Here is a 20257-nt window from a genome sequence, read left to right on the forward strand (position 1 = left end):
ATATGGAATTAGGTAATTATTCGGTAGGACTGGACATTGGAACCACCAAAATTGTGGCCATTATTGGTCGTGAAAACGAATATGGTAAAATTGAGGTTTTAGGGATTGGAAAATCCAAAAGTCTTGGTGTGCACCGTGGTGTGGTGAACAATATTACCCAAACCATTCAATCCATTCAACAAGCGGTAGAAGGTGCAGAGGCCAGCTCAGGGCTTAAAATAGGCTCTGTGGTAGTGGGTATTGCCGGACAACATATTCGCAGTTTGCACCACAGCGATTACATTACCAGACCAGATTCTGAGGAAGTGATCAATGAAGAGGACTTGGACAAGCTGTGCAATCAAGTGTACAAATTGGTAATGCTTCCAGGTGAAGAGATCATACATGTGCTTCCGCAGGAATACAAGGTAGACGGGCAAGCAGAAATCAAGGAACCCATAGGTATGTATGGAGGTCGTTTAGAGGCCAATTTCCATGTGGTCGTAGGTCAGGTTTCTTCCATAAAAAATGTGGGACGCTGTATAAAAAGTGCCGGTCTTGATTTAGGAAATATTACGTTGGAGCCATTGGCTTCCTCCGATGCCGTTTTGAGCAAAGAGGAAAAAGAAGCCGGGGTTGCTTTGATAGATATAGGTGGCGGTACTACGGATTTGGCCATTTTCAAGGATGGTATTATCCGTCATACGGCGGTCATACCCTTTGGTGGCGGAGTTATAACCGAGGACATCAAGGAAGGATGTTCCATTATTGAAAAGCAGGCCGAGCTATTGAAAATAAAATTTGGTTCTGCTTGGCCAGGAGAAAACAAAGACAATGAGATAGTGTCCATTCCAGGCCTTAGGGGGCGTGAACCTAAGGAAATTACCCTTAAGAACCTTTCAAAAATTATTCACGCCAGGGTCGTGGAAATCATTGAACAGGTGTATACGGAAATAAAGAACTACGGGCATGATGAACAGAAAAAGAAACTCATTGCCGGTATTGTTCTAACCGGTGGTGGAAGTCAATTGAAACATTTAAAGCAGTTGGTGGAGTACATCACAGGAATGGATACCCGTATTGGCTATCCCAATGAACATTTGGCGGGTGATTCCGACGAGGAAATTGCCAGTCCATTGTACGCTACGGCGGTAGGTCTATTGATGAACGCCGTAAACAATGAAAATAAGAACAGGAAAAAATCGGCTCCCAAAACTGAAACCATAGAGGATGAAGGGGAGTTGGTAATGGCCGGTCATGAAGAAGAGCCCATTCAGGCTCCACAACAGGCCAAAGTGAAGAAGGAAAGAAAATCGGTTTTTGATGTATGGTCTGAGAAGTTGAAGGACTTTTTGGACAATGCAGAATAAAACCTATGCAAAAAGAACATTAACCAGTAATAAAAAATAACTATGAGCAGCAACACGGAATTTGATGGAATATCCTTTGATCTCCCCAAGAATCAAAGTAACGTAATAAAAGTGATTGGAGTAGGTGGCGGTGGTAGCAATGCCATTAACCACATGTTCCAATCGGGAATAAACGGAGTGGATTTTGTTATCTGTAATACAGATTCCCAGGCTCTGGGCAATAGCCCGGTGCCAACCAAAATTCAGTTGGGCGTTTCCTTGACCGAAGGATTGGGCGCAGGTGCCAACCCTGAAGTAGGGGAGCAGGCCGCTATGGAAAGTATGGAAGAAATAAAGCAGATGCTTTCCACAACAACAAAAATGATTTTTATCACTGCAGGAATGGGTGGAGGAACGGGTACTGGTGCCGCTCCTGTTATCGCAAAGCAGGCAAAAGAATTGGACGTGCTTACCGTGGGCATTGTTACCATGCCTTTTGAGTTTGAAGGTAAGATGAGATGCGAGCAAGCAAGGATTGGAATAGAAAAGCTGCGTTCCAATGTAGATTCGCTTATCGTCATCAACAATAATAAATTAAGGGAGGTGTACGGAAACCTTGGATTCAAGGCAGGGTTCTCCAAAGCAGATGAGGTGCTTTCTACGGCTGCAAGAGGAATAGCAGAAGTAATTACGCATCACTATACCCAGAATATTGACCTTAGGGATGCCAAAACGGTACTTTCCAATAGTGGTACGGCCATTATGGGCTCTTCCATTGCAAGTGGTTCCGCAAGGGCCAACGAAGCGATCATGAAAGCTTTGGACTCTCCACTATTGAACGATAATAAGATCAAAGGGGCCAAGAACGTACTCTTATTGATTGTTTCGGGTTCTCAAGAGATTACCATAGATGAGATCGGAGAAATCAACGATCATATTCAAACAGAGGCCGGTCACGGAGCCAACATTATTATGGGTGTTGGTGAAGACCAAGATTTGGGAGAAGCAATAGCCGTTACCGTAATTGCTACAGGGTTTAATGTAGATCAGCAAGATGATATCGTAAATACCGAAAGCAAAAAAATCATCCATACGCTTGAAGACGAGCAAAAAGCGCAACAAGATTTAAGCAATAATAGAAATATCGTTCACCATTTGGTAGAGGAGGAAGAGGTACGTGAGCCTGTTATTAAGCACACCTTGATCGAAGAGGAGGAAGAAGTGGAGTTGGGTATGGATTTGGTGAAAACTACCAATTACATTAAAAACTTCAATGTTTTCTATGAAGAGGTAGTTGAAAAGGTGGAGAAGAAACCAGAGGTTTTGGATGATGATTTTGTCATCATAGAATCAAAAACGTCCTTACACGATATTGAGGTGGTAGACCCTATTACCGTGGAGTTTGACCGCTTGAAAGAGGAGCAGATTACCATGAGTTTTGATATGCCACTTCCTAATAGCGTGCAAGAAGAGGAAGAGAGCAAGGAGAACGTTATTACTTTTAATCTTGATGATGACATTAGGAATATAGAAGTAAGAAACCCCAAAGAAGTTGTTCCTACTGCAAAACATAACAGCAAGGGTGAGACGCGTCATAGTCTTGGGGATTATATGGAATTGGAAAACAGGTTGAACAATGCGAAACCATCTCCGGAACAGGAAGTGGTAGAAGAGGAGTTAATGATTGAAAAAAAGGCCGTGAAGCCAGTTTCCCAAGGCGGAGCTCCCCAACGTGTACAAGAAACCGAAGTGGATCCAATGAACAGTCCTATCGAAGAATTACTTAAGGAGAGGGCAGATGAGAGAAGAAGAAAACTTAAGGACTTTAATTATAAATTTCAAAATAGTGTAAGTAGTATAGATGAAATAGAGAAGCAACCTGCTTATAAAAGACAGGGAATTGACCTAAGTGATTCTAGAAATAATGAAGGTAGGGTTTCCAGAACTACTTTAGGGTCTGATAGTAACGATGATATTCAATTGCGTTCTAATAATTCATTTTTACACGATAACGTAGATTAAGGTCAAGGTCTTAGAAGGACCTTACACTTACTGTGCTAACTCAATCCTAAACCCGAAAAAATAATCAATTTTTCGGGTTTATTTTTTATCTTCGCAGTCCTTAAAAATAAAAGAGATGAGCTTACAGCAAAAAGTAATGGAGCAGATGAAAGTAGCTATGAAATCCAAGGATTCGGTTGCTTTAGAATCATTACGTGCCATAAAATCGGCTTTACTCTTGGCCCAGACCAGTGGATCAGGTGCTGAAATGACGGAAGAGGAAGAGATACAGCTAGTTCAAAAATTAGTGAAGCAACGTAAGGATAGTGCCGCTATTTTTAAGGAACAGGGAAGGGATGATTTGGCAGAACCTGAATTAGCTCAAGTTGCGGTAATTGAGCAATTTTTACCGGAACAATTGACCGAGGAGGAAATAGAAAAGGTAGTAGTTCAAACAATAGATTCTATAGGAGCGGAAGGTATGAAGGATATGGGAAAGGTCATGGGTATTGTCTCCAAGGAATTGGCAGGGCAAGCTGATGGTAAGACCATATCTGCCATAGTGAAGCAAAAATTAGCATAAAATTACGGCCCAGTAGTTCAACTGGATAGAATATCAGATTTCGGCTCTGAGGGTTGGGGGTTCGAATCCTCCCTGGGTCACGAATAAATAATTCGACAAGAAAAAACGCCAAGCCTGCTTGAGCGTTTTTTTGTTTGAATTATTTTCAAAGCGGAGCTTTGAGAGGAAGGGCGAGCGCAGGGAGCCAATCCTCCAAAAGTTGTTTTATTTCCTCATCGGAGCTTTGAGAGGAAGGGCGAGCGCATGGAGCCAATTCTCCAGAAGTTGTTTTATTTCCTCATCGGAGCTTTGAGAGGAAGGGCGAGCGCAGGGAGCCAATCCTCCAGAAGTTGTTTTATTTCCTAATCGGAGCTTTGAGAGGAAGGGCGAGCGCAGGGGAGCCAATCCTCCAGAAGTTGTTTTATTTCCTAATCGGAGCTTTGAGAGGAAGGGCGAGCGAAGGGGAGCCAATCCTCCAAAAGTTGTCTTATTTCCTAATCGGAGCTTTGAGAGGAAGGGCGAGCGCAGGGAGCCAATCCTCCAGAAGTTGTTTATTTCTCGAGCGGAGCTTAGTGAGGAAGGGTGAGTGTAGCTCCTTTTTTCTGATGGATTTTTTAGCTCATTCTTTAAAAAGAGCTAAAATTAATGAGAATTATAGCTTACTATTTCTCGTATCGGTCCCATCTAAGCTTCCAGTCATTTAGAAAATCTTGCCGCCATTTGGCAATGGTCATTTGGCATTCTTTTGGAGGTAGGTCTAGGTCCACATAGTAATTAGGATATTTTTTGGCGTCAAAATGCCTGAACTGACCTCCCCAACTTTCTTGGGTGGGGTCGTTCACCTTACCTACATTTCCTAAGACAGGAGAAATCAAATAGAGTAGGGAAGGGCTGTCCCCTTCTTTTAAACTGTTCTTTGGGTAATTTGCCGTAGGAAAAATATCTCCATTTTTTTCTTTGAACATTCCGGCATGATAAGAACCATGTTTTCTTATGTTGGCAGTGATGAATGAGGTATATGCCCATTCCCCCTCTTGTTTTCCCAATTGGTAGACTCCTCTAAATGTTTCATGACTGCCTTTGGGCAGTACTCCATTTTCGATCCACCATAAATTCGGAAATTCCTTTTCCATAAAATTAAATACGAAATTCCTGCTTTCGGTATCGTGTAGGGTATTGGTGGAGCCTATATAGTATATTCTTATTTTATCTGCAATGTCCGGGGCGTCATGAAGAGCTTGGGCCGTGGTGGTCATACTACCCCAAACCAAAATCCACAATGGTTGGTCTCTGGTATAATTACGGGCTGTTGCTATAATCCAATTAGAGCCTTCAGATGAACGCAAAGTTGAAGGTGCGCCTTTTGATTGGGAACCTTCCTTTACTGAAAGTAATAGTTCCTCTTCGGTCATGAGGTGAGTGTATCCTTTCCTTCTTAAGTAATCTACATCAATACGTTTAACCCAATTCTTAATGAGGTTTACGTTAGGTATGGTATCCCAAGGATGGTGGTTTTTATCACTGTTGGGGGTAGAAATAATCCCCTTTATCTTTAGAATGTCACTATAATGTACGGCCCTGAACAATGATTGTATATCATCTGGGTCTCCTCCTAAGTCGGTATCAATAATCACATCAAAAGTGGTTTCCAGGTTCTCAGGTGGTTGGTAGCCTAGCAAAGTATTGCTTGACTGTATGCACCATAGAATTAAAGAGACCTTGATGAGTCCGTTCATTTTAGTTTCGCTCTTTATAAGGCTGTTTAGTTACTTCATTGGTAGATGTATCCTATTGCAGGTGTTTTTTAAAGAAATCAATGGTCCGTCCCCATGCCAATTCTGCCGCTTCTTTATCATATCTTGGGGTAGATGTATTGTGAAAACCGTGGTTCACATCTGGGTAGGTGTATGCTACGTACTCCTTATTATGCTCTTTTAACGCTTTTTCATAAGCGGGCCAGCCGGCATTTACCCTTTCGTCCAAGCCGGCAAATTGAAGCATTAGGGGAGCATTGATGTTTTCAATATCCTCGGTAGGTTGACCGCCGTAGAAGGGAACTGCCGCAGCCAAATCCTCTACTTTTACCGCCATCATATTTGATATCCACCCACCAAAACAAAAACCTACGACACCAATTTTACCAGAACAATCCTTGTGGTTCTTTAAATAATTATAAGCGGCAATAAAATCTTCTAACATTTCATTGCGATCTCTTTTACGTTGCATTTCCCTTCCTTCGTCATCGTTTCCTGGATATCCTCCCAGGGGACTCAAGGCGTCCGGTGCCAATGTGATAAAACCTGATAAGGCCGCTCTCCTGGCAGTATCTTCAATATAGGGATTAAGTCCCCTGTTTTCGTGTACTACGACAATACCACCCAGCTTACCCTTAAATTCTTTTGGTTTGGAGAGCAAGCCCTTAATTTTGCCTCCTCCGTTGGGAGAATTATAGCTAATAGTCTTGGAGTCAAGTTGGGGGTCGTCTTTAGGAACAAGAAGGGTATCCTTATAATTGGGCATTAAGAAACTCATCAAGGAAGCAACGGTAATGCCACCTACGGCATAGAGTGATAGTTTCTCTAAAAATTCCCGTCTTTGCAGTTTGTTATGGGCGTAGGCATCATAGAGATCAAAAACCTCTTGTTGGATCTGTTCTTTTTTTAACGGTTTCATAGGGTGCTCTTTTTAGTTTAAAATTCGCTTTACAAATTCATCCTTATAGGCCCTGCCAATTGGGAGAATACTCCCATTGAGTAAGTAGACTTGATTGCCTACAAGTTTTTCAATCTTTTCCGTGTTGATAATATGGGATCGGTGTATGCGAAAGAATTGATCTGACGGAAGGGTATCTTCCCAGAATTTTAATGATTCACTGGAAAGGTGCTTTTTATGTTCGATGATGATTTCGGTATAATCGGCATCGGATTCAATATGAATGATATCGGCAATTACAACTTTTATATGTTCGTATCCGGACTTGATATAGATTTCCTTGGGGTGCTCTTTGGAAGAAACAGCTACCGTATCACCTTGGGGTATAATTGTTTTGAGGCTTACCTTGGAAACGGCTTTAACAAAACGTTGAAAAGAAAAAGGTTTCAATAAATAATCTACCACGTTAAACTCATAACTCTCTAAAGCGTAATCCGGAAAAGCTGTGGTAAGAATTACCTTTGGAGGATTTTGCATACTTTTTAAAAAGTCTATCCCCGAAATTTTTGGTAGATGAATGTCCAAAAACATGAGGTCTATAGGTTCCTTGCCAATAAACTCCATGGCTTGTATGGCATCGGAAAAAACACCTCTTAGTTCCAATGCGCCCATATCATCAATGTATTTTTTCAAGATACGTTGAGCAGGCGGTTGATCTTCAATGATGATACATCGCATAGGGATTACATTTTTTCCAACTGCATAGTAAGGAATACAGCGAATTGGTTGTGAGTTTCCTTAATTTCAAGCTTATGTTTATCGGGGTATAACAGTTCCAATCTTTTTCTAACATTTTTTAACCCGATTCCTTTCGCCACGGTGTCCATACTGGTAACCTGTTCAAAATTATTTTTACACACAAACGTCAAATGGTTGTCTTCCATGCTTACCTCAATATCAATCTCAATATCTTTAGACTGTCCAGATTGACTATGCTTAAATGCGTTTTCAATGAAAACTACCAGAATAAGAGACGCAATTTTAAATCCGGAGTCCATGGTGCCTTCCGTAAAGTTAACCTTTCCTCTTTCTTCAATCTGTAATTTATATAGCTTTATAAAGTTACTAAGTTGTTCTATTTCTTTGTTTAGGGGTACAAGTTTTTCTTTACACTCATAGAGCATATATCTTAGAACACCACTCATTTCAAGGATAATTTCAGGGGTTTTGGAAGACCCTTCCAAAGCGTAGGAATAGAGATTGTTCAAGTTGTTGAAAAGGAAGTGTGGATTTATCTGTGACTTTAAAAACTGCAGCTCGCTTTCCTGCACGTAGTTTCTAAGTTTTTCTACTTCCTGTTGGCTGCCAATGGCATCCCACGCAAATTTAAATCCGGCTAAAATGGCCAAGACCGGTAGAATATCAAAAAACGCGTAGTAAATACCGGGAACAATACTTGCCCTTATCGTACCAGGAAAAAGTACTGTTTCCAGAAGTTCTTCAATCATAATTACGGTAAAAAAAACACATATGGTCAAACCTGTAAATGTCCCATATCTCTTTTTATAGAGATATTTGGGCATTAGGTAGTAGGTGATAATTACGGAAGCAATGGTATAGATAGCAAAAAACAGGAAATGGTCATAGGAAATGCCCGGATTGTTCCTGTCAAAAGAATAAAAAAGGAAAACTATGATATGAAGAATGGCTTGAAATAAAAGCTCTCCCCTTGTAATGAAAGATGTATTCATCTTATAAAACTAAAAATTTGCACCAAGTACTTCAAATGCAATATCCTAAACAACAAGTTTTTTACCCTTAACGACGCATAGCTGGCTCCAAGCCTAACATTTGTCGTTTACTGGTTTAGTTCTGTCGTTTACGGATTTGAATTTCTACATCCTATAATCCATTGCATATTTGACCTATTCAAATCAACAAGAAAATTACAATGATACCAGAAAATAAATTTTACCTCCCACTGTTGGCGGCCCTGTTACTTCTTGTAAGTCCTACCATCAGATCTCAAGAAGCACCTCCTATCACCATTAAAGGAAAAGTCATAGAACAGGGTAGTGGTATTCCAATTGCTTTTGCTACCGTTATGGTGGCAGATAGTGAAACTAAACAACCTATCACCGGAGGTACAACAGGAGATGATGGAGCCTTTAACATTGAAACAACAGCTGATAATTTTTATGTGGAGATAGGTTTTTTAGGATTTCAATCAAAAACCTTTGGACAACCTGCCACCCGAACTACTGTAATGGATTTGGGAGAAATATTCTTGGCAGAGGATGCTGAGCAGCTACAGGAGGTGGTTGTTGAGGGAGAAATAAGCAGAACGGAATTTAAGTTGGATAAACGTGTGTTCAATGTTGGTAAAGACCTGAGCAGTACGGGTGCAAGCGCGTTGGAAGTGCTAAATAACGTGCCATCGGTAAATGTAAATATTGAAGGTCAGGTAAGTTTAAGGGGAAGCCAAGGGGTGCAAATGCTCATTAACGGTAAGCCCTCGATTATTGCTAGTGAAGAAGGCAATGCCTTGGGAACTATTACCGCTGATATGATAGAGCGAGTGGAAGTTATTACCAATCCTTCTGCTAAATATGAAGCTGAGGGTACTTCTGGAATTATCAACATTGTATTAAAGAAAGAGGAACGAAAGGGACTTAATGGTTCCATTTCTGTAAATACAGGTACGCCTGCTGGTCATAGCGTTGGAGTAAGTCTCAACAGAAGAACAGAAAAGTTCAATCTTTTCAGTCAGATCGGAGTGGGGGTACGGGATATACCTACCGAGGTGGAAAACAGAAACCTAAACCTAATAGATAATACCACCATTACCAGTATTGGCGATGAATATAGAAATGAGAACTACTATAACCTGGTATTGGGAACGGATTATCATATCAACGATATGAACGTGTTGACCTTATCGGGTAATTTTGCCCTTGAAATGGAGGACCAACCTTCTACCACCAATTTTGCTGAGTATGATGCCACTAACTCATTGGTTTCACAGTGGGAACGTACCGAAGTGACCGATGCTAGAAATCCAAAATTTCAATATGAGCTTCAGTACAAGAAAAACTTTGATGAGGAAAATGACGAACATACCCTTCTGTTTAGTGGTTTGGGCAATTTTTTTGGAAAAGATCAATCTTCAGAATTTAGCAATGCCACCGTTTCAGGAGAAAACAGGGATTTAAATCAGCAGACCAGAACTGACTTTAAAGAGTCTGTCTTTACATTTAAGTTGGATTATACCAACCCTTTGACTGATGAGGTTACCATAGAAACCGGAGCGCAATATGTGCTGAACGATGTGAGTAATGATTATGAGCTTAATAATTTGGTGAATGGGGCTTATGTAAATGACCCTGATCTTACCAACATTTTCGACTACCAACAAAACGTTTTGGGGGTGTATGGTACGGGCTCCTACGAGGGTGAAAAATGGGGAGTGAAGGGGGGACTCCGTCTGGAGCATACAGATTTGAGCACCTTTTTGGCCACTACAGGGCAGGCAAATGACCAAGATTTTATAAATCTATTTCCCAGTGCACATACTTCCTATAAATTCAGTAATAAAATTTCTTTACAGGCAGGCTATTCCAAAAGAATCTATAGACCAAGAATGTGGGACTTAAATCCTTTCTTTAATCCCAGGAACAACTTTTTTATAAGACAGGGAAACCCTGACCTACAACCAGAGTTCACAGATTCCTATGAAATTACCAGCATATACATTTTGGGTAAAGCTTCCCTGAACTTTGGCGTGTACCACCGTTACACCAGTGATGTGATAGAAAGGGTATCAACCTTTGAAGATAATGTTACTACCGTAAGACCTGAAAATATTGGAACCAATAATTCTACGGGTATAGAGTTCAATGCTAAGTATAGTCCTTTAAACTGGTTGACCCTCAATGGGGATTTTAACTACAGCTCCTTTAGTAGGGATGGGGTTTTTAATGAGCAAGAATTTGACTTTTCTGGAGACCAATGGACTTCCAAACTGATGACAAAAGTAAAGCTGCCGGCTGATTTTGATCTAGAGATGACTGGAAATTACCAATCTAGTTATAGAACGGTTCAAAGTAAAGTGGCTGATATTCTTTTCATGGATATGGGAGTGCGTAAGAACATTATGAAAGGCAAGGCGGTTTTAAACTTAAGTGTTAGGGATTTATTTGCTTCCAGAATAAATGAAAGTCTTTTGACCCAAACAAACAACAATCAAATAACCAATGAAGTCTTTAATAGAAGACTGCGAGGAAGGTTTATTGCGTTAGGTTTTAGCTATGGCTTTGGCAAAGGGGAGGCCATGCAATATTCTGGGCAACGAAGAAGATTTTAACCGAAAATAGTTTGTTGGTTGGCCAAATGCAATGATGGTTTTTTTGACTTGAGCCATGGCATTTGGCCTTTTTTTTACTCCCTCAACAATCCCATTTTGATAGCGTGTTTGGTAAGGCCCGCAAGATTTTTTACTTGGAGTTTAGAGATTAGGTTTTTCCTGTAGCTCTCAATCGTGTGTTTGCTAAGAAATAGGGAATCTGCTATTTCTTGTGTGGTGTATTCTTCCGCAATAAGCTTCAAAACTTCTTTTTCCCTTTCGGTAAGGTGAACTTCTTCTTGCTTTCTGTTTTCAAACATCGCATCTGTGTAGGCCTTTTTAATTTCTGAAGAGAAGTATTTATCCCCTTTTAAAATAGTATGGATGGCCTGTAGGAGCTCATCCTTCTCCGCATTTTTAGGAACATATCCGTCCACATTATTTTTGATTAATCGGTCTATCATACCGCCATCAATATGCATGCTTACCACCAAAGTTTTTAATGTTGGATAGGTATCTTTAACAATGCTGTTTAGTTCAATACCATCTACTTCGGGCATTGTAAGGTCCGTAATCAATAAATGAAGTTCTTGAGTGCCATTGATTTCCAAAAACTTCAATACTTGTGCCCCGTTTTTAAACGTGGTAGTCACATGCAGTTCGTTGTCCTCATGTAAGATACTCAAGAGTCCGTCAATAAACATTTGGTGATCATCGGCAATAATAATATTAAAACTCATTTAGGGATAATTTTTTAGTTTTAAAATAATGGGTGATATGTAGGAACAGGGCTAATGGGACTCCTGTGAAAATGAAAAATAAGTGTATGCCCAGAGTTGTTAAACCGCAATCCATGGTCTGTCTTTCTGGATAAAACCACAAAGGAATAACCCAAAGGTAATTGGCAATTACCAGCAAAAGCAAGAATGTTTTTGCGTTTTTGATTCTCAGATGATTGAAAAGTTGGTATCCAAACCACTGAAATGCCAAGACCAATAGCAGGGCTATAACTTTCATGTGATGGGAATATTTATAACGGCCACCGTGCCCCTGTTAACGCTTGAATCTATTTGAAGCGTACCGTTTAATTCTTGTACGCGACTATTTACATTTTCAAGACCGATACCATTGGTTGTATTTTTGGAATCAAACCCCACGCCATTATCTTCAAATAAGAGAGATAATTCGTTTTCAGTCAAGGTAAGATTGATGGATACATGGTCTGCCTGGGCATGTTTTATGGTATTGGTCATCAATTCTTGAATTATTTTATATAGTTGCAGGTGTAGAGCATCTTTTAATGCGTTGATTTCTTCGTTTGGATACTTATGAAAACTTACTTTTAAATTTCCATTGATGGATATGGTATCGATATAATCTGAGATGAGTTGTGTAAAAGGTTTTTCCTTGAATTTTTTGGGAATTAACGTGTGGGAAATATTCCTCACTAGCTGATAGGTTTCATCCAATTGGTGCTTGATGGTATTCCAATTATCAGTATTGTTTTCTTCTCCGGAAATTTGAAGTTTTATTCCCGCTAGGTTACCTCCAATACTATCGTGTAATTCTTGGGCTATTCGCTTTCGCTCTTCGTCTTGAGCTTCAATGGATGCTTTAATGAGGTCCAGTTCCTGATCTTTCTTTAATGCCTGTAATTTTTGAATGTTGACTTCCTCTTTCTTTTTTGCAAGTTCTGTTTGTGCTTGTATCTTTTGATAGTAAACGTATAATAATCCCAGAACAGGTATGAGTACCACAAGAAATCCTATAAGGATGGCATTTTTAATAGTCCGTTGTGCCTTTAGTTCCGCCTCCTTTAAAATCTGGTTTTCTTCCAATTCACTTATTTCCTTGTCTTTTTCTAAGGTTTCATATTGTATTTCCAGTTCTTTAATCACTTTTTGCTGTTGTCTATGGGCTATCTGTTGATTAATACCCGCCATTTGCGTCATGACAGCATAGGCATTGCTATAGTCTTCCTTTGCATTGAAAACTTTTCTCTGAATGTCTAAAATTTCTTTTTGGTAATAAAGATTATCTCTTTGAATAGCATTAAAATAGGCGACCGAAAGTGCGGCATTAGCGGCGTCAAAGTTCTTTTCGCGATAAAAGAGTTCTCCCATGCGTATGGTTCCTTCAAAATAGATATTGAGAAACCCTTCTTGCATGCCCTTTTCACGGGCAGTGTTATAAAGCTCAAAAGCTTTGTCATAATCCTCGTCCAATTCCGCTAAGGAACCTAACTTAAGTTCCAGGGTTAGCGCTTGTCTATCATCTTTCTGCTCCCGTGCCTTCTGTAGCCCATTGTTGTATATTTCCTGGGCTCTAGTATACTTTTTTTGTACGTAATAGGCATCTCCTAAAAAAGTAATTGCTTTTGGTAATAGGATTTGATACTCGCCAACTAAATCATCAATAATGGGTTCCAGAATTTCTATGGCCTTCTGTGGTTCTTGTTTAAGATTGTAGGTGTTGGCCAACCCTATTTTGTTTCTAAATAAAAACTCTTTTTGTAAGGAGCTTTCGGCTTCCTTAATTCCCTGAATATGCCATTTGGTGGCATTGTCCAATAGACCGTTAAATCTACTTCCAATGCCTAAAATATAGTAGGCCTTAGAAAAGTGTCTTGATTTGGCTAGGCTGTCTGCATTCCAATGGCGTATCTCTATAAGGTACTTGTTCCCATATTGAATAATACTGTCTGAGTTGGCCTTATCTATATGGTGTCCGGCCAACTTCATAATCGCCAAAAACCTATTGGGACCATATACCGAATCTGTTAAAGTCCGGTAATAGCGGTTCAAAGAAGTGTCGCGCTCATTGGGTTCCGTGGAAAAGCTTATTTGTTGCTCTTCGCTATTGTTTTGTGCGCATACTCCCTTTCCCAGAACAATGGTAAGGGAGAATATAAGTAAGACTTTTAATGTTTGGTTGTTCAACTGTATGGCTATTAAAACTAATCAGTTTAAGACTATCTATTGGATGTATATTAACCTGGGGTGTAAATTCGATGTAAGTCATTACCTTCCATCTCAACCACTTTTTTGTCAATATATTTAATCAAATCAGGACAGTCATTTGAAAAATCATCGCAAATTACGGTTTTTGATTTTTTGTCGTGTTTTAATGTGACAATCAGTTGGCTAGGGCAGGAAGTTTCGGTAGGATAATGGTCATCTAGCTCCCAGAATCCTTCCACCTCCAATTTTTTAAAGAATCCTAAGGTCGGTAATGAGTCTAAATAGGTTTCTGTATAGTGATTGTATTTGGCATCGGCTTTACTTTCAAAAGTATCTGGGGTATACCTTATTTTGTTCTTATATAGGTCAAACCTGTCATCGTGGAAAGCGCCTCTTTTTACAATGAGATGATAACCATGGCCATCTCTTGCGGACTGGTAATTTTTTACGGAACGATTGTTACAATAAATAGCTACAACTAGACAAACGGCTAACAACTTGGGGTACATGTATTTCATTTCTATAGGCTTTTTGTTCACAACAAATGTGAAAATTTGCCGCGCTTAGAAATACACTTGTTTCAGCCTTTTGTGTACCCCTGAAAACAGGGGTGGCAAATTACTGGTTGGTAATGACCTGCTCCTTGAGTATAGATGATACAATCATTTGGGCATGTACTCTTGAGTTTTCAATAAACCATTTATGGGTTTCCATGCCCCCACAAATTACTCCTGCAAGATAAAGACCGCCTATATTGGTCTCCATGGTATCCGGATTGTATTTTGGTAGCTTTTTTTCATCGTTAGTGAGTTCGATTCCCACCGCCTCCAGAAATTTAAAATTAGGTTTGTAGCCGGTCAAAGCCAGCACAAAATCATTTTCTATTTCTTTATCGCCCTCCGGAGTGTTCAAAACCAATGAATGTTCTTTTATTTCTTTTACGGTAGTATCATAATAGGCTTTAATACTACCTTCTTCTATGCGATTGATGATATCTGGCCTTACCCAATACTTTACGCGCTTACCCACTTCCGGGCCTCTGATGATAAGAGAAACTTCCGATCCTTTTCGGTAGCATTCCAATGCGGCATCAATAGCGGAATTACTTGCTCCAATGACTGCTAATTTCTGACTTGCATAGAAATGAGGGTCTTTGTAGTAGTGGGAAACCTTTGGTAAGTTTTCTCCGGGAACATCAATGGTATTTGGGATATCATAGAAACCTGTTGCTATAATTACCTTGTCTGCCGTGTAGTTTGTTTTGTTGGTGGTAATGGAAAATTGTTCGTTTTGCTTTTCAACATGGGCCACTTTTTCAAATAGCCGAATGTTGAGGTTATTTGAGGTGACAATTCTTCTGTAATATTCCAAGGCTTCGTTTCGCTTAGGTTTGGCTTCCTTGCTAATAAATGGAATGTTGTCAATTTCCAATTTTTCCGAGGAAGAGAAAAATTGCATGTTTATAGGGTAATTGAAAAGGGAGTTGACTATAGGGCCTTTTTCAAGGATTACATAACTCAATCCTTTTTTTTGAGCTTCCAATCCACATGCAATACCTATGGGACCTCCGCCAATAATTACAATTCGAAAATGCTCCATTTATCTGTTGCTGCTTTTAGGTCCTTAATAGTTTTTTGTGGCTCGTCGCTCTTAAAGATGAAACTTCCGGCAACCAGAACATCGGCACCTGCCTTTATAAGAGCCTTAGCATTTTTAGCCGTAACACCGCCGTCTACCTCTACCACCGCCTTGGAATCGTTCATTTTAATAAGTTCCTTGGCGTCCGTTATCTTTTCATAACTGTTCTCTATAAAACTCTGACCACCAAACCCTGGATTTACGCTCATGATAAGCACCAAATCCAAATCTTTGATAATATTTTTAAGCAGGTTTACATTGGTATGTGGATTTAAGGCCACCCCAGCCTTCATTCCCGCATCTTTTATGGCTTGAACGGTCCTGTGCAAGTGTGTACATGCTTCATAATGCACCGTGAGGTAGGTAGCACCTAAATCTGCAAATGTTTGTATGTACCTGTCCGGATCTACAATCATTAAATGAACATCCAAAGGTTTGGTGGCATGTTTGGCAATGGCTTTTATAACGGGCATTCCATATGAAATGTTAGGCACGAACATACCGTCCATAACATCTATATGGTGCCAATCTGCTTCGCTTTGGTTCACCATTTCTACATCTCGTTGTAGATTGCCAAAATCTGCTGCCAGTAGGGAAGGGGCTATTTTAGATTTATTCATTGCGTACTGCTTCAATTCTTATACAAAAGTAAGGAAATGGTATTTGTTGGGTTCTCTGTTTCCTTGTTTAGTTTTATATGACCATTAGAAATGTAAATGGTAACTATTCTAGTCTTCCAAAGGGTTGAAAACTTATTTTTTTAGTAGGAAGGATGCGTAGACTGTTTTATAGAGATGGCAGGTAAATATTATAGGGATTTAATTTGTTATAGTGCCGATATTCCAACTGGCTCTTTTCAGTACTATTTTAGAAAGCTCAAATTTCTTTGGTATTATCAAATCTATTTTTGTGTTGGGAAGAAAACTCTATAATTTTTTGAAAAAATCTTGTTACCTCGTTTGCAGATATTTTAATTCTTTTCCTTTCTTATCGAATTGAGGTACAAGCGCTCCACTTTTTCTCGTGCCCAAGGTGTTCTTCGTAGAAATTTAAGCGAGGATTTTATAGAGGGATTATTTTTAAAGCTGTTAATGTCAATTAGCGAAGCCAATTCTTCCCATGTGTATTTCTGGGAAAGATACACTAGAATATCTGCCAATTTTACACCATGTAACGGATTGTTCGGTTGAGATTCTTTTTTCATGGTGATAGGTGGGTTTTTAGTTTTAAATATAAAGCACGTAACTGTACAGTTTTTTGACATAGTTGAGTAATGTCCTAAAATGAAAAAACTCCGGTAATCAGCCGGAGTTTATTCATCAATCAAAAAACGAACAGTCATGATAACTGTTGTTACTTTCAAAATTACAACTAATATGCCAAATTTCCAATTTAAGGATAATTTAACGTGTAATTCACAAATGGTATTTTCTAACCTAGATAGGTTTTAAGTATTTTACTTCTAGAAGTATGCTTCAATCTTCTGATTGCCTTTTCCTTGATTTGGCGAACCCTTTCTCTTGTAAGGTCAAACGTTTCTCCAATTTCTTCTAAAGTCATGGAATGTTGTCCTGCCAATCCAAAATAAAGACGGATAACATCCGCTTCCCTAGGGGTCAAAGTTTCCAAGGCTCTTTCAATTTCCGTTCTTAAAGATTCGTGTAAAAGCTCTTTATCGGGATTTGGAGACTCACCACTTCTAAGTACATCATAAAGATTGGAATCCTCACCGTCAATTAATGGGGCATCCATAGAAACATGACGACCTGAGTTTTTTAAGGATTGTTTTACATCCTCCACGGTCATGTCCAATTCCTTTGCAATCTCTTCTGCTGAAGGAACACGCTCGTGGGCTTGCTCCAAAAATGCAAATGTCTTGTTGATTTTGTTGATGGAACCAATCTTGTTCAATGGCAAACGAACAATTCTTGATTGCTCTGCCAAAGCTTGTAAAATAGATTGTCTAATCCACCAAACAGCGTAAGATATGAATTTAAAACCTCTGGTTTCATCAAATCTTTGAGCTGCTTTAATAAGACCTAAGTTACCTTCATTGATCAAATCAGGTAGGGTCAATCCTTGGTTTTGGTACTGCTTGGCAACGGATACTACGAATCTAAGGTTGGCTTTTGTAAGTTTTTCAAGAGCGATCTGGTCGCCTGCCTTGATTCGTTGTGCCAATTCTACTTCTTCATCTGCAGTAATCAAATCTACCTTGCCAATTTCTTGCAAGTACTTGTCCAAAGACGCCGTTTCACGGTTGGTTACCTGTTTTGTAATCTTAAGCTGTCTCATCTAAATTTCCTTTCTGTTACGTGCGTTATGCATAGTTGCATATACTTATACGTAAAAAACATAGAAATGTTACATGAGGGTAAAAAAAACTTGAAATTTTAGCTAAATGGCATAAAAAAGCCTCGAAAGGAAAATTTCGAGGCTTTTAAATATTTAAAATACAGAGAATTAGTCCCTTCTAGGCTTTCGGTCCCTGTTATCTCTACCGCGATTGTTATCCCTGCCACGATTGTTGTCCCTACCGCGATTACGGTCGTTGTTATTACGTGGAGGTCTTTCTTTGTAGCCCTCAGGTTTAGGAAGAAGAATTTTTCTTGAAACCTTATCCTTTTTGGTACGCGAATCTATACCCATGTACTTAACATCAAAGACATCTCCCATGTTTACTACATCGCTCACATTTTCAGTGCGTTCCCATGCCAATTCTGAAACGTGCAGTAATACTTCGTTTCCAGGCGCTTCTTGGTATTCTACCACGGCACCAAAATCTAGCATTTTTATTACTTTCACCTCATAAACGCTTCCTTCTTCAGGGGAGAACATTAAAGAATCAATTTTTCTCAACACTGCGTCTATGCCATCTTGATTGGTACCAAGAATCTCAACAATTCCTTCTTCTGTAACAGGATCTTCATTAATAACAATAGTAGTATCCGTTTCTTTCTGAAGTTCTTGAATGACTTTACCGCCTGGGCCGATCAGCGCTCCGATAAATTCATTAGGTATAATTCTGGTAACCATTTTAGGAGCGTGTGGTTTAACGTCTCCGTTTGGAGTGGCAATGGTGTCAGTCAATTTCTCCAAGATATGTAACCTTCCATCCTTGGCTTGATTAAGGGCGTTTACCAAAATTTCATAGGAAAGGCCTTTAACTTTAATATCCATCTGGCAAGCGGTGATACCGTCTGCTGTACCGGTTACCTTAAAGTCCATGTCTCCCAAATGATCCTCATCACCTAAAATATCCGAAAGTACGGCATATTTACCGCTTTCCGTATCGGTAATCAACCCCATGGCGATTCCTGAAACTGGTTTCTTCAATTGAACACCGGCATCCATCATAGCCATAGTACCTGAACAAACGGTTGCCATGGAAGAGGAACCATTGGATTCCAATATTTCGGAAACAACTCTTACCGTGTACGGGCAATCTTCAGGAACCATTCCTTTCAAAGCTCTTTGCGCCAAGTTACCGTGACCTACTTCCCTTCTAGAGGTTCCTCTTATGGGTCTAGCTTCTCCTGTTGAAAAAGGAGGGAAATTATAGTGCAGGTAAAAACGCTCTTCTCCTTCATAAGAGGGCATATCTATCTGGTTGGCATCTCTAGAAGTTCCTAAAGTTACCGTTGCCAAAGCCTGTGTTTCTCCTCTCGTAAAGATAGCTGAACCGTGGGTAGAAGGAAGATAATCGACCTCACACCAGATTGGACGAATTTCATCTGTCTTACGGCCATCTAAACGTAATCCTTCATTTAACGTTAGATCTCTAACAGCAGCTTTTTCAGCTTTGTAAAAATACTTACTGATCAAACCGTTGTATTCTTCTTGTTCTTCTTCTGAGAAAGAAGCGATTACTTCTTCTTTAATAGCCTGAAAAGCAGCACTTCTTTCATGTTTGGCCGAACCTGCCTTAGCAATCTCATACACTTTGTCATAGGTTAGACTGTGCACCTTTTTCTCGAGATCTGCATCTTCTCTTTCTGGCTCGTACTCCCTAACTTCCTTTTTACCAAAAGCTTCGGCCAATTTTACTTGTGCCTCACATTGTACCTTAATGGCTTCATGGGCAAATTTGATAGCCTCTGTCATTTCCTCTTCGGAAATCTCTTTCATTTCACCCTCAACCATCATAACAGAATCGGCAGAAGCACCAATAACCATGTCAATATCAGATTCTTCTAACTGCTTAAAAGTTGGGTTAATGATAAATTCACCATTGATTCTACCCACTCGCACTTCTGAAATTGGACATTCAAAAGGGAAATCTGAAAGTTGAATAGCTGCAGATGCGGCCAAACCGGCCATAGCATCTGGCATTACGTTTTCGTCATGAGACATTAATTGGATCATCACCTGGGTTTCAGAATGATAATCTTTTGGAAACAATGGGCGTAAAACGCGGTCTACTAGGCGCATTGTAAGAACTTCCCCGTCACTTGGTCGTGCTTCCCTTTTAAAGAAACCGCCGGGATAACGTCCTGCAGCTGCAAATTTTTCCCTGTAATCTACCGTTAGGGGAAGGAAGTCTACATCAGAGGCCTTATAGTTGGAAACTACGGTACATAATAACATACATTTTCCGGAGCTCACCACCACGGAACCGTGCGCCTGCTTCGCTAATTTTCCGGTTTCGATAGTAATTTCCCTACCGTCACCAAGGTCTATGACCTCTTTAAATACTTTTGGAATCATAAATGTGATTTACGTTCGCATTTGTGCGAACTGTTAAACAATGGTCTTACCGGACAATTTAATAGGC

General features: G+C 39.8%; 17 protein-coding genes and 1 tRNA gene. 5 read left to right on the top strand and 13 right to left on the bottom strand.

All coding sequences use genetic code 11. The features are described 5' to 3' along the window. The first annotated feature begins 2 nt into the window (after positions 1 to 2). From ftsA to IL355_RS16780, 4 genes are all read left to right on the top strand, one after another. Positions 3 to 1349 carry a cell division protein FtsA gene (ftsA, locus tag IL355_RS16765; RefSeq protein WP_192463267.1) on the top strand — a complete coding sequence of 449 codons (1347 nt, stop codon included), beginning with the start codon at positions 3 to 5 and terminating at the stop codon, positions 1347 to 1349. Positions 1350 to 1391: 42 nt separating this feature from the next. Further along, positions 1392 to 3350 carry a cell division protein FtsZ gene (gene ftsZ / locus IL355_RS16770; RefSeq protein ID WP_192463268.1) on the top strand — a complete coding sequence of 653 codons (1959 nt, stop codon included), beginning with the start codon at positions 1392 to 1394 and terminating at the stop codon, positions 3348 to 3350. 115 nt (positions 3351 to 3465) lie between these two features. After that, a complete protein-coding gene (locus IL355_RS16775) occupies positions 3466 to 3912 on the top strand; it encodes a GatB/YqeY domain-containing protein (protein ID WP_192463269.1) in 447 nt (148 codons plus the stop codon). Positions 3913 to 3918: 6 nt separating this feature from the next. Beyond that, positions 3919 to 3992 (top strand) — tRNA-Arg (locus IL355_RS16780). A gap of 561 nt (positions 3993 to 4553) precedes the next feature. Here IL355_RS16780 and IL355_RS16785 read toward each other — a convergent pair. From IL355_RS16785 to IL355_RS16800, 4 genes are read right to left on the bottom strand one after another with little or no spacing between them, the layout of a single operon-like run. Further along, positions 4554 to 5627, bottom strand: a complete 1074-nt coding sequence (locus IL355_RS16785) for a nucleoside hydrolase-like domain-containing protein (RefSeq protein ID WP_192463270.1) — start codon at positions 5625 to 5627, stop codon at positions 4554 to 4556. Positions 5628 to 5679: 52 nt separating this feature from the next. Then, positions 5680 to 6564: a dienelactone hydrolase family protein gene (locus IL355_RS16790; RefSeq protein ID WP_192463271.1), complete on the bottom strand. Its 885-nt coding sequence runs from the start codon at positions 6562 to 6564 to the stop codon at positions 5680 to 5682. Positions 6565 to 6576: 12 nt separating this feature from the next. Continuing rightward, positions 6577 to 7281 (bottom strand): LytR/AlgR family response regulator transcription factor, encoded by a 705-nt coding sequence (locus tag IL355_RS16795; protein WP_192463272.1) that lies wholly within the window; start codon positions 7279 to 7281, stop codon positions 6577 to 6579. Positions 7282 to 7286: 5 nt separating this feature from the next. Then, positions 7287 to 8294, bottom strand: coding sequence for a sensor histidine kinase (locus IL355_RS16800; protein WP_192463273.1), 1008 nt, complete (start codon positions 8292 to 8294; stop codon positions 7287 to 7289). A 200-nt stretch (positions 8295 to 8494) separates the two neighbouring features. Between IL355_RS16800 and IL355_RS16805 the strand changes: the two genes are divergently transcribed. After that, positions 8495 to 10906: an outer membrane beta-barrel family protein gene (locus IL355_RS16805; protein ID WP_192463274.1), complete on the top strand. Its 2412-nt coding sequence runs from the start codon at positions 8495 to 8497 to the stop codon at positions 10904 to 10906. 74 nt (positions 10907 to 10980) lie between these two features. On the opposite strand, the gene IL355_RS16810 is transcribed toward IL355_RS16805, so the two are convergent. The 9 genes from IL355_RS16810 to IL355_RS16850 form a co-directional block, all read right to left on the bottom strand. Further along, positions 10981 to 11625: a response regulator gene (locus IL355_RS16810; RefSeq protein ID WP_192463275.1), complete on the bottom strand. Its 645-nt coding sequence runs from the start codon at positions 11623 to 11625 to the stop codon at positions 10981 to 10983. Continuing rightward, positions 11615 to 11902, bottom strand: a complete 288-nt coding sequence (locus tag IL355_RS16815; protein WP_192463276.1) for a hypothetical protein — start codon at positions 11900 to 11902, stop codon at positions 11615 to 11617. Before IL355_RS16815 ends, IL355_RS16810 begins: the two co-directional genes overlap by 11 nt. Next, positions 11899 to 13824 carry a tetratricopeptide repeat-containing sensor histidine kinase gene (locus IL355_RS16820; protein ID WP_192463277.1) on the bottom strand — a complete coding sequence of 642 codons (1926 nt, stop codon included), beginning with the start codon at positions 13822 to 13824 and terminating at the stop codon, positions 11899 to 11901. Before IL355_RS16820 ends, IL355_RS16815 begins: the two co-directional genes overlap by 4 nt. 50 nt (positions 13825 to 13874) lie before the next feature. Next, positions 13875 to 14363 (bottom strand): hypothetical protein, encoded by a 489-nt coding sequence (locus tag IL355_RS16825; protein ID WP_192463278.1) that lies wholly within the window; start codon positions 14361 to 14363, stop codon positions 13875 to 13877. A gap of 100 nt (positions 14364 to 14463) precedes the next feature. After that, entirely contained in the window at positions 14464 to 15444 is a 981-nt protein-coding gene (locus tag IL355_RS16830) for a YpdA family putative bacillithiol disulfide reductase (RefSeq protein WP_192463279.1), read from the bottom strand. Further along, positions 15423 to 16103, bottom strand: a complete 681-nt coding sequence (gene rpe, locus IL355_RS16835) for a ribulose-phosphate 3-epimerase (RefSeq protein WP_192463280.1) — start codon at positions 16101 to 16103, stop codon at positions 15423 to 15425. The genes IL355_RS16830 and rpe overlap by 22 nt, the downstream gene beginning before the upstream one ends. A 350-nt stretch (positions 16104 to 16453) precedes the next feature. Beyond that, on the bottom strand, positions 16454 to 16687 hold the full coding sequence (locus IL355_RS16840; protein WP_192463281.1) for a VF530 family protein: 234 nt from the start codon (positions 16685 to 16687) through the stop codon (positions 16454 to 16456). Positions 16688 to 16914: 227 nt separating this feature from the next. Then, positions 16915 to 17778: a sigma-70 family RNA polymerase sigma factor gene (locus tag IL355_RS16845; protein WP_073180565.1), complete on the bottom strand. Its 864-nt coding sequence runs from the start codon at positions 17776 to 17778 to the stop codon at positions 16915 to 16917. A gap of 168 nt (positions 17779 to 17946) precedes the next feature. Further along, positions 17947 to 20190, bottom strand: coding sequence for a polyribonucleotide nucleotidyltransferase (locus IL355_RS16850; RefSeq protein WP_192463282.1), 2244 nt, complete (start codon positions 20188 to 20190; stop codon positions 17947 to 17949). Positions 20191 to 20257: the final 67 nt, after the last annotated feature.

Origin of the sequence: Euzebyella saccharophila (assembly GCF_014855495.1) — a bacterium.
GTDB classification, from domain to species: domain Bacteria; phylum Bacteroidota; class Bacteroidia; order Flavobacteriales; family Flavobacteriaceae; genus Euzebyella; species Euzebyella saccharophila.

Coding starts and splice junctions, on each gene's coding strand:
- ftsA (WP_192463267.1), top strand. CDS start 3: ATGGAATTAGGTAATTATTCGGTAGGACTGGACATTGGAACCACCAAA.
- ftsZ (WP_192463268.1), top strand. CDS start 1,392: ATGAGCAGCAACACGGAATTTGATGGAATATCCTTTGATCTCCCCAAG.
- IL355_RS16775 (WP_192463269.1), top strand. CDS start 3,466: ATGAGCTTACAGCAAAAAGTAATGGAGCAGATGAAAGTAGCTATGAAA.
- IL355_RS16785 (WP_192463270.1), bottom strand. CDS start 5,627: ATGAACGGACTCATCAAGGTCTCTTTAATTCTATGGTGCATACAGTCA.
- IL355_RS16790 (WP_192463271.1), bottom strand. CDS start 6,564: ATGAAACCGTTAAAAAAAGAACAGATCCAACAAGAGGTTTTTGATCTC.
- IL355_RS16795 (WP_192463272.1), bottom strand. CDS start 7,281: ATGCGATGTATCATCATTGAAGATCAACCGCCTGCTCAACGTATCTTG.
- IL355_RS16800 (WP_192463273.1), bottom strand. CDS start 8,294: ATGAATACATCTTTCATTACAAGGGGAGAGCTTTTATTTCAAGCCATT.
- IL355_RS16805 (WP_192463274.1), top strand. CDS start 8,495: ATGATACCAGAAAATAAATTTTACCTCCCACTGTTGGCGGCCCTGTTA.
- IL355_RS16810 (WP_192463275.1), bottom strand. CDS start 11,625: ATGAGTTTTAATATTATTATTGCCGATGATCACCAAATGTTTATTGAC.
- IL355_RS16815 (WP_192463276.1), bottom strand. CDS start 11,902: ATGAAAGTTATAGCCCTGCTATTGGTCTTGGCATTTCAGTGGTTTGGA.
- IL355_RS16825 (WP_192463278.1), bottom strand. CDS start 14,363: ATGAAATACATGTACCCCAAGTTGTTAGCCGTTTGTCTAGTTGTAGCT.
- IL355_RS16830 (WP_192463279.1), bottom strand. CDS start 15,444: ATGGAGCATTTTCGAATTGTAATTATTGGCGGAGGTCCCATAGGTATT.
- rpe (WP_192463280.1), bottom strand. CDS start 16,103: ATGAATAAATCTAAAATAGCCCCTTCCCTACTGGCAGCAGATTTTGGC.
- IL355_RS16840 (WP_192463281.1), bottom strand. CDS start 16,687: ATGAAAAAAGAATCTCAACCGAACAATCCGTTACATGGTGTAAAATTG.
- IL355_RS16845 (WP_073180565.1), bottom strand. CDS start 17,778: ATGAGACAGCTTAAGATTACAAAACAGGTAACCAACCGTGAAACGGCG.
- IL355_RS16850 (WP_192463282.1), bottom strand. CDS start 20,190: ATGATTCCAAAAGTATTTAAAGAGGTCATAGACCTTGGTGACGGTAGG.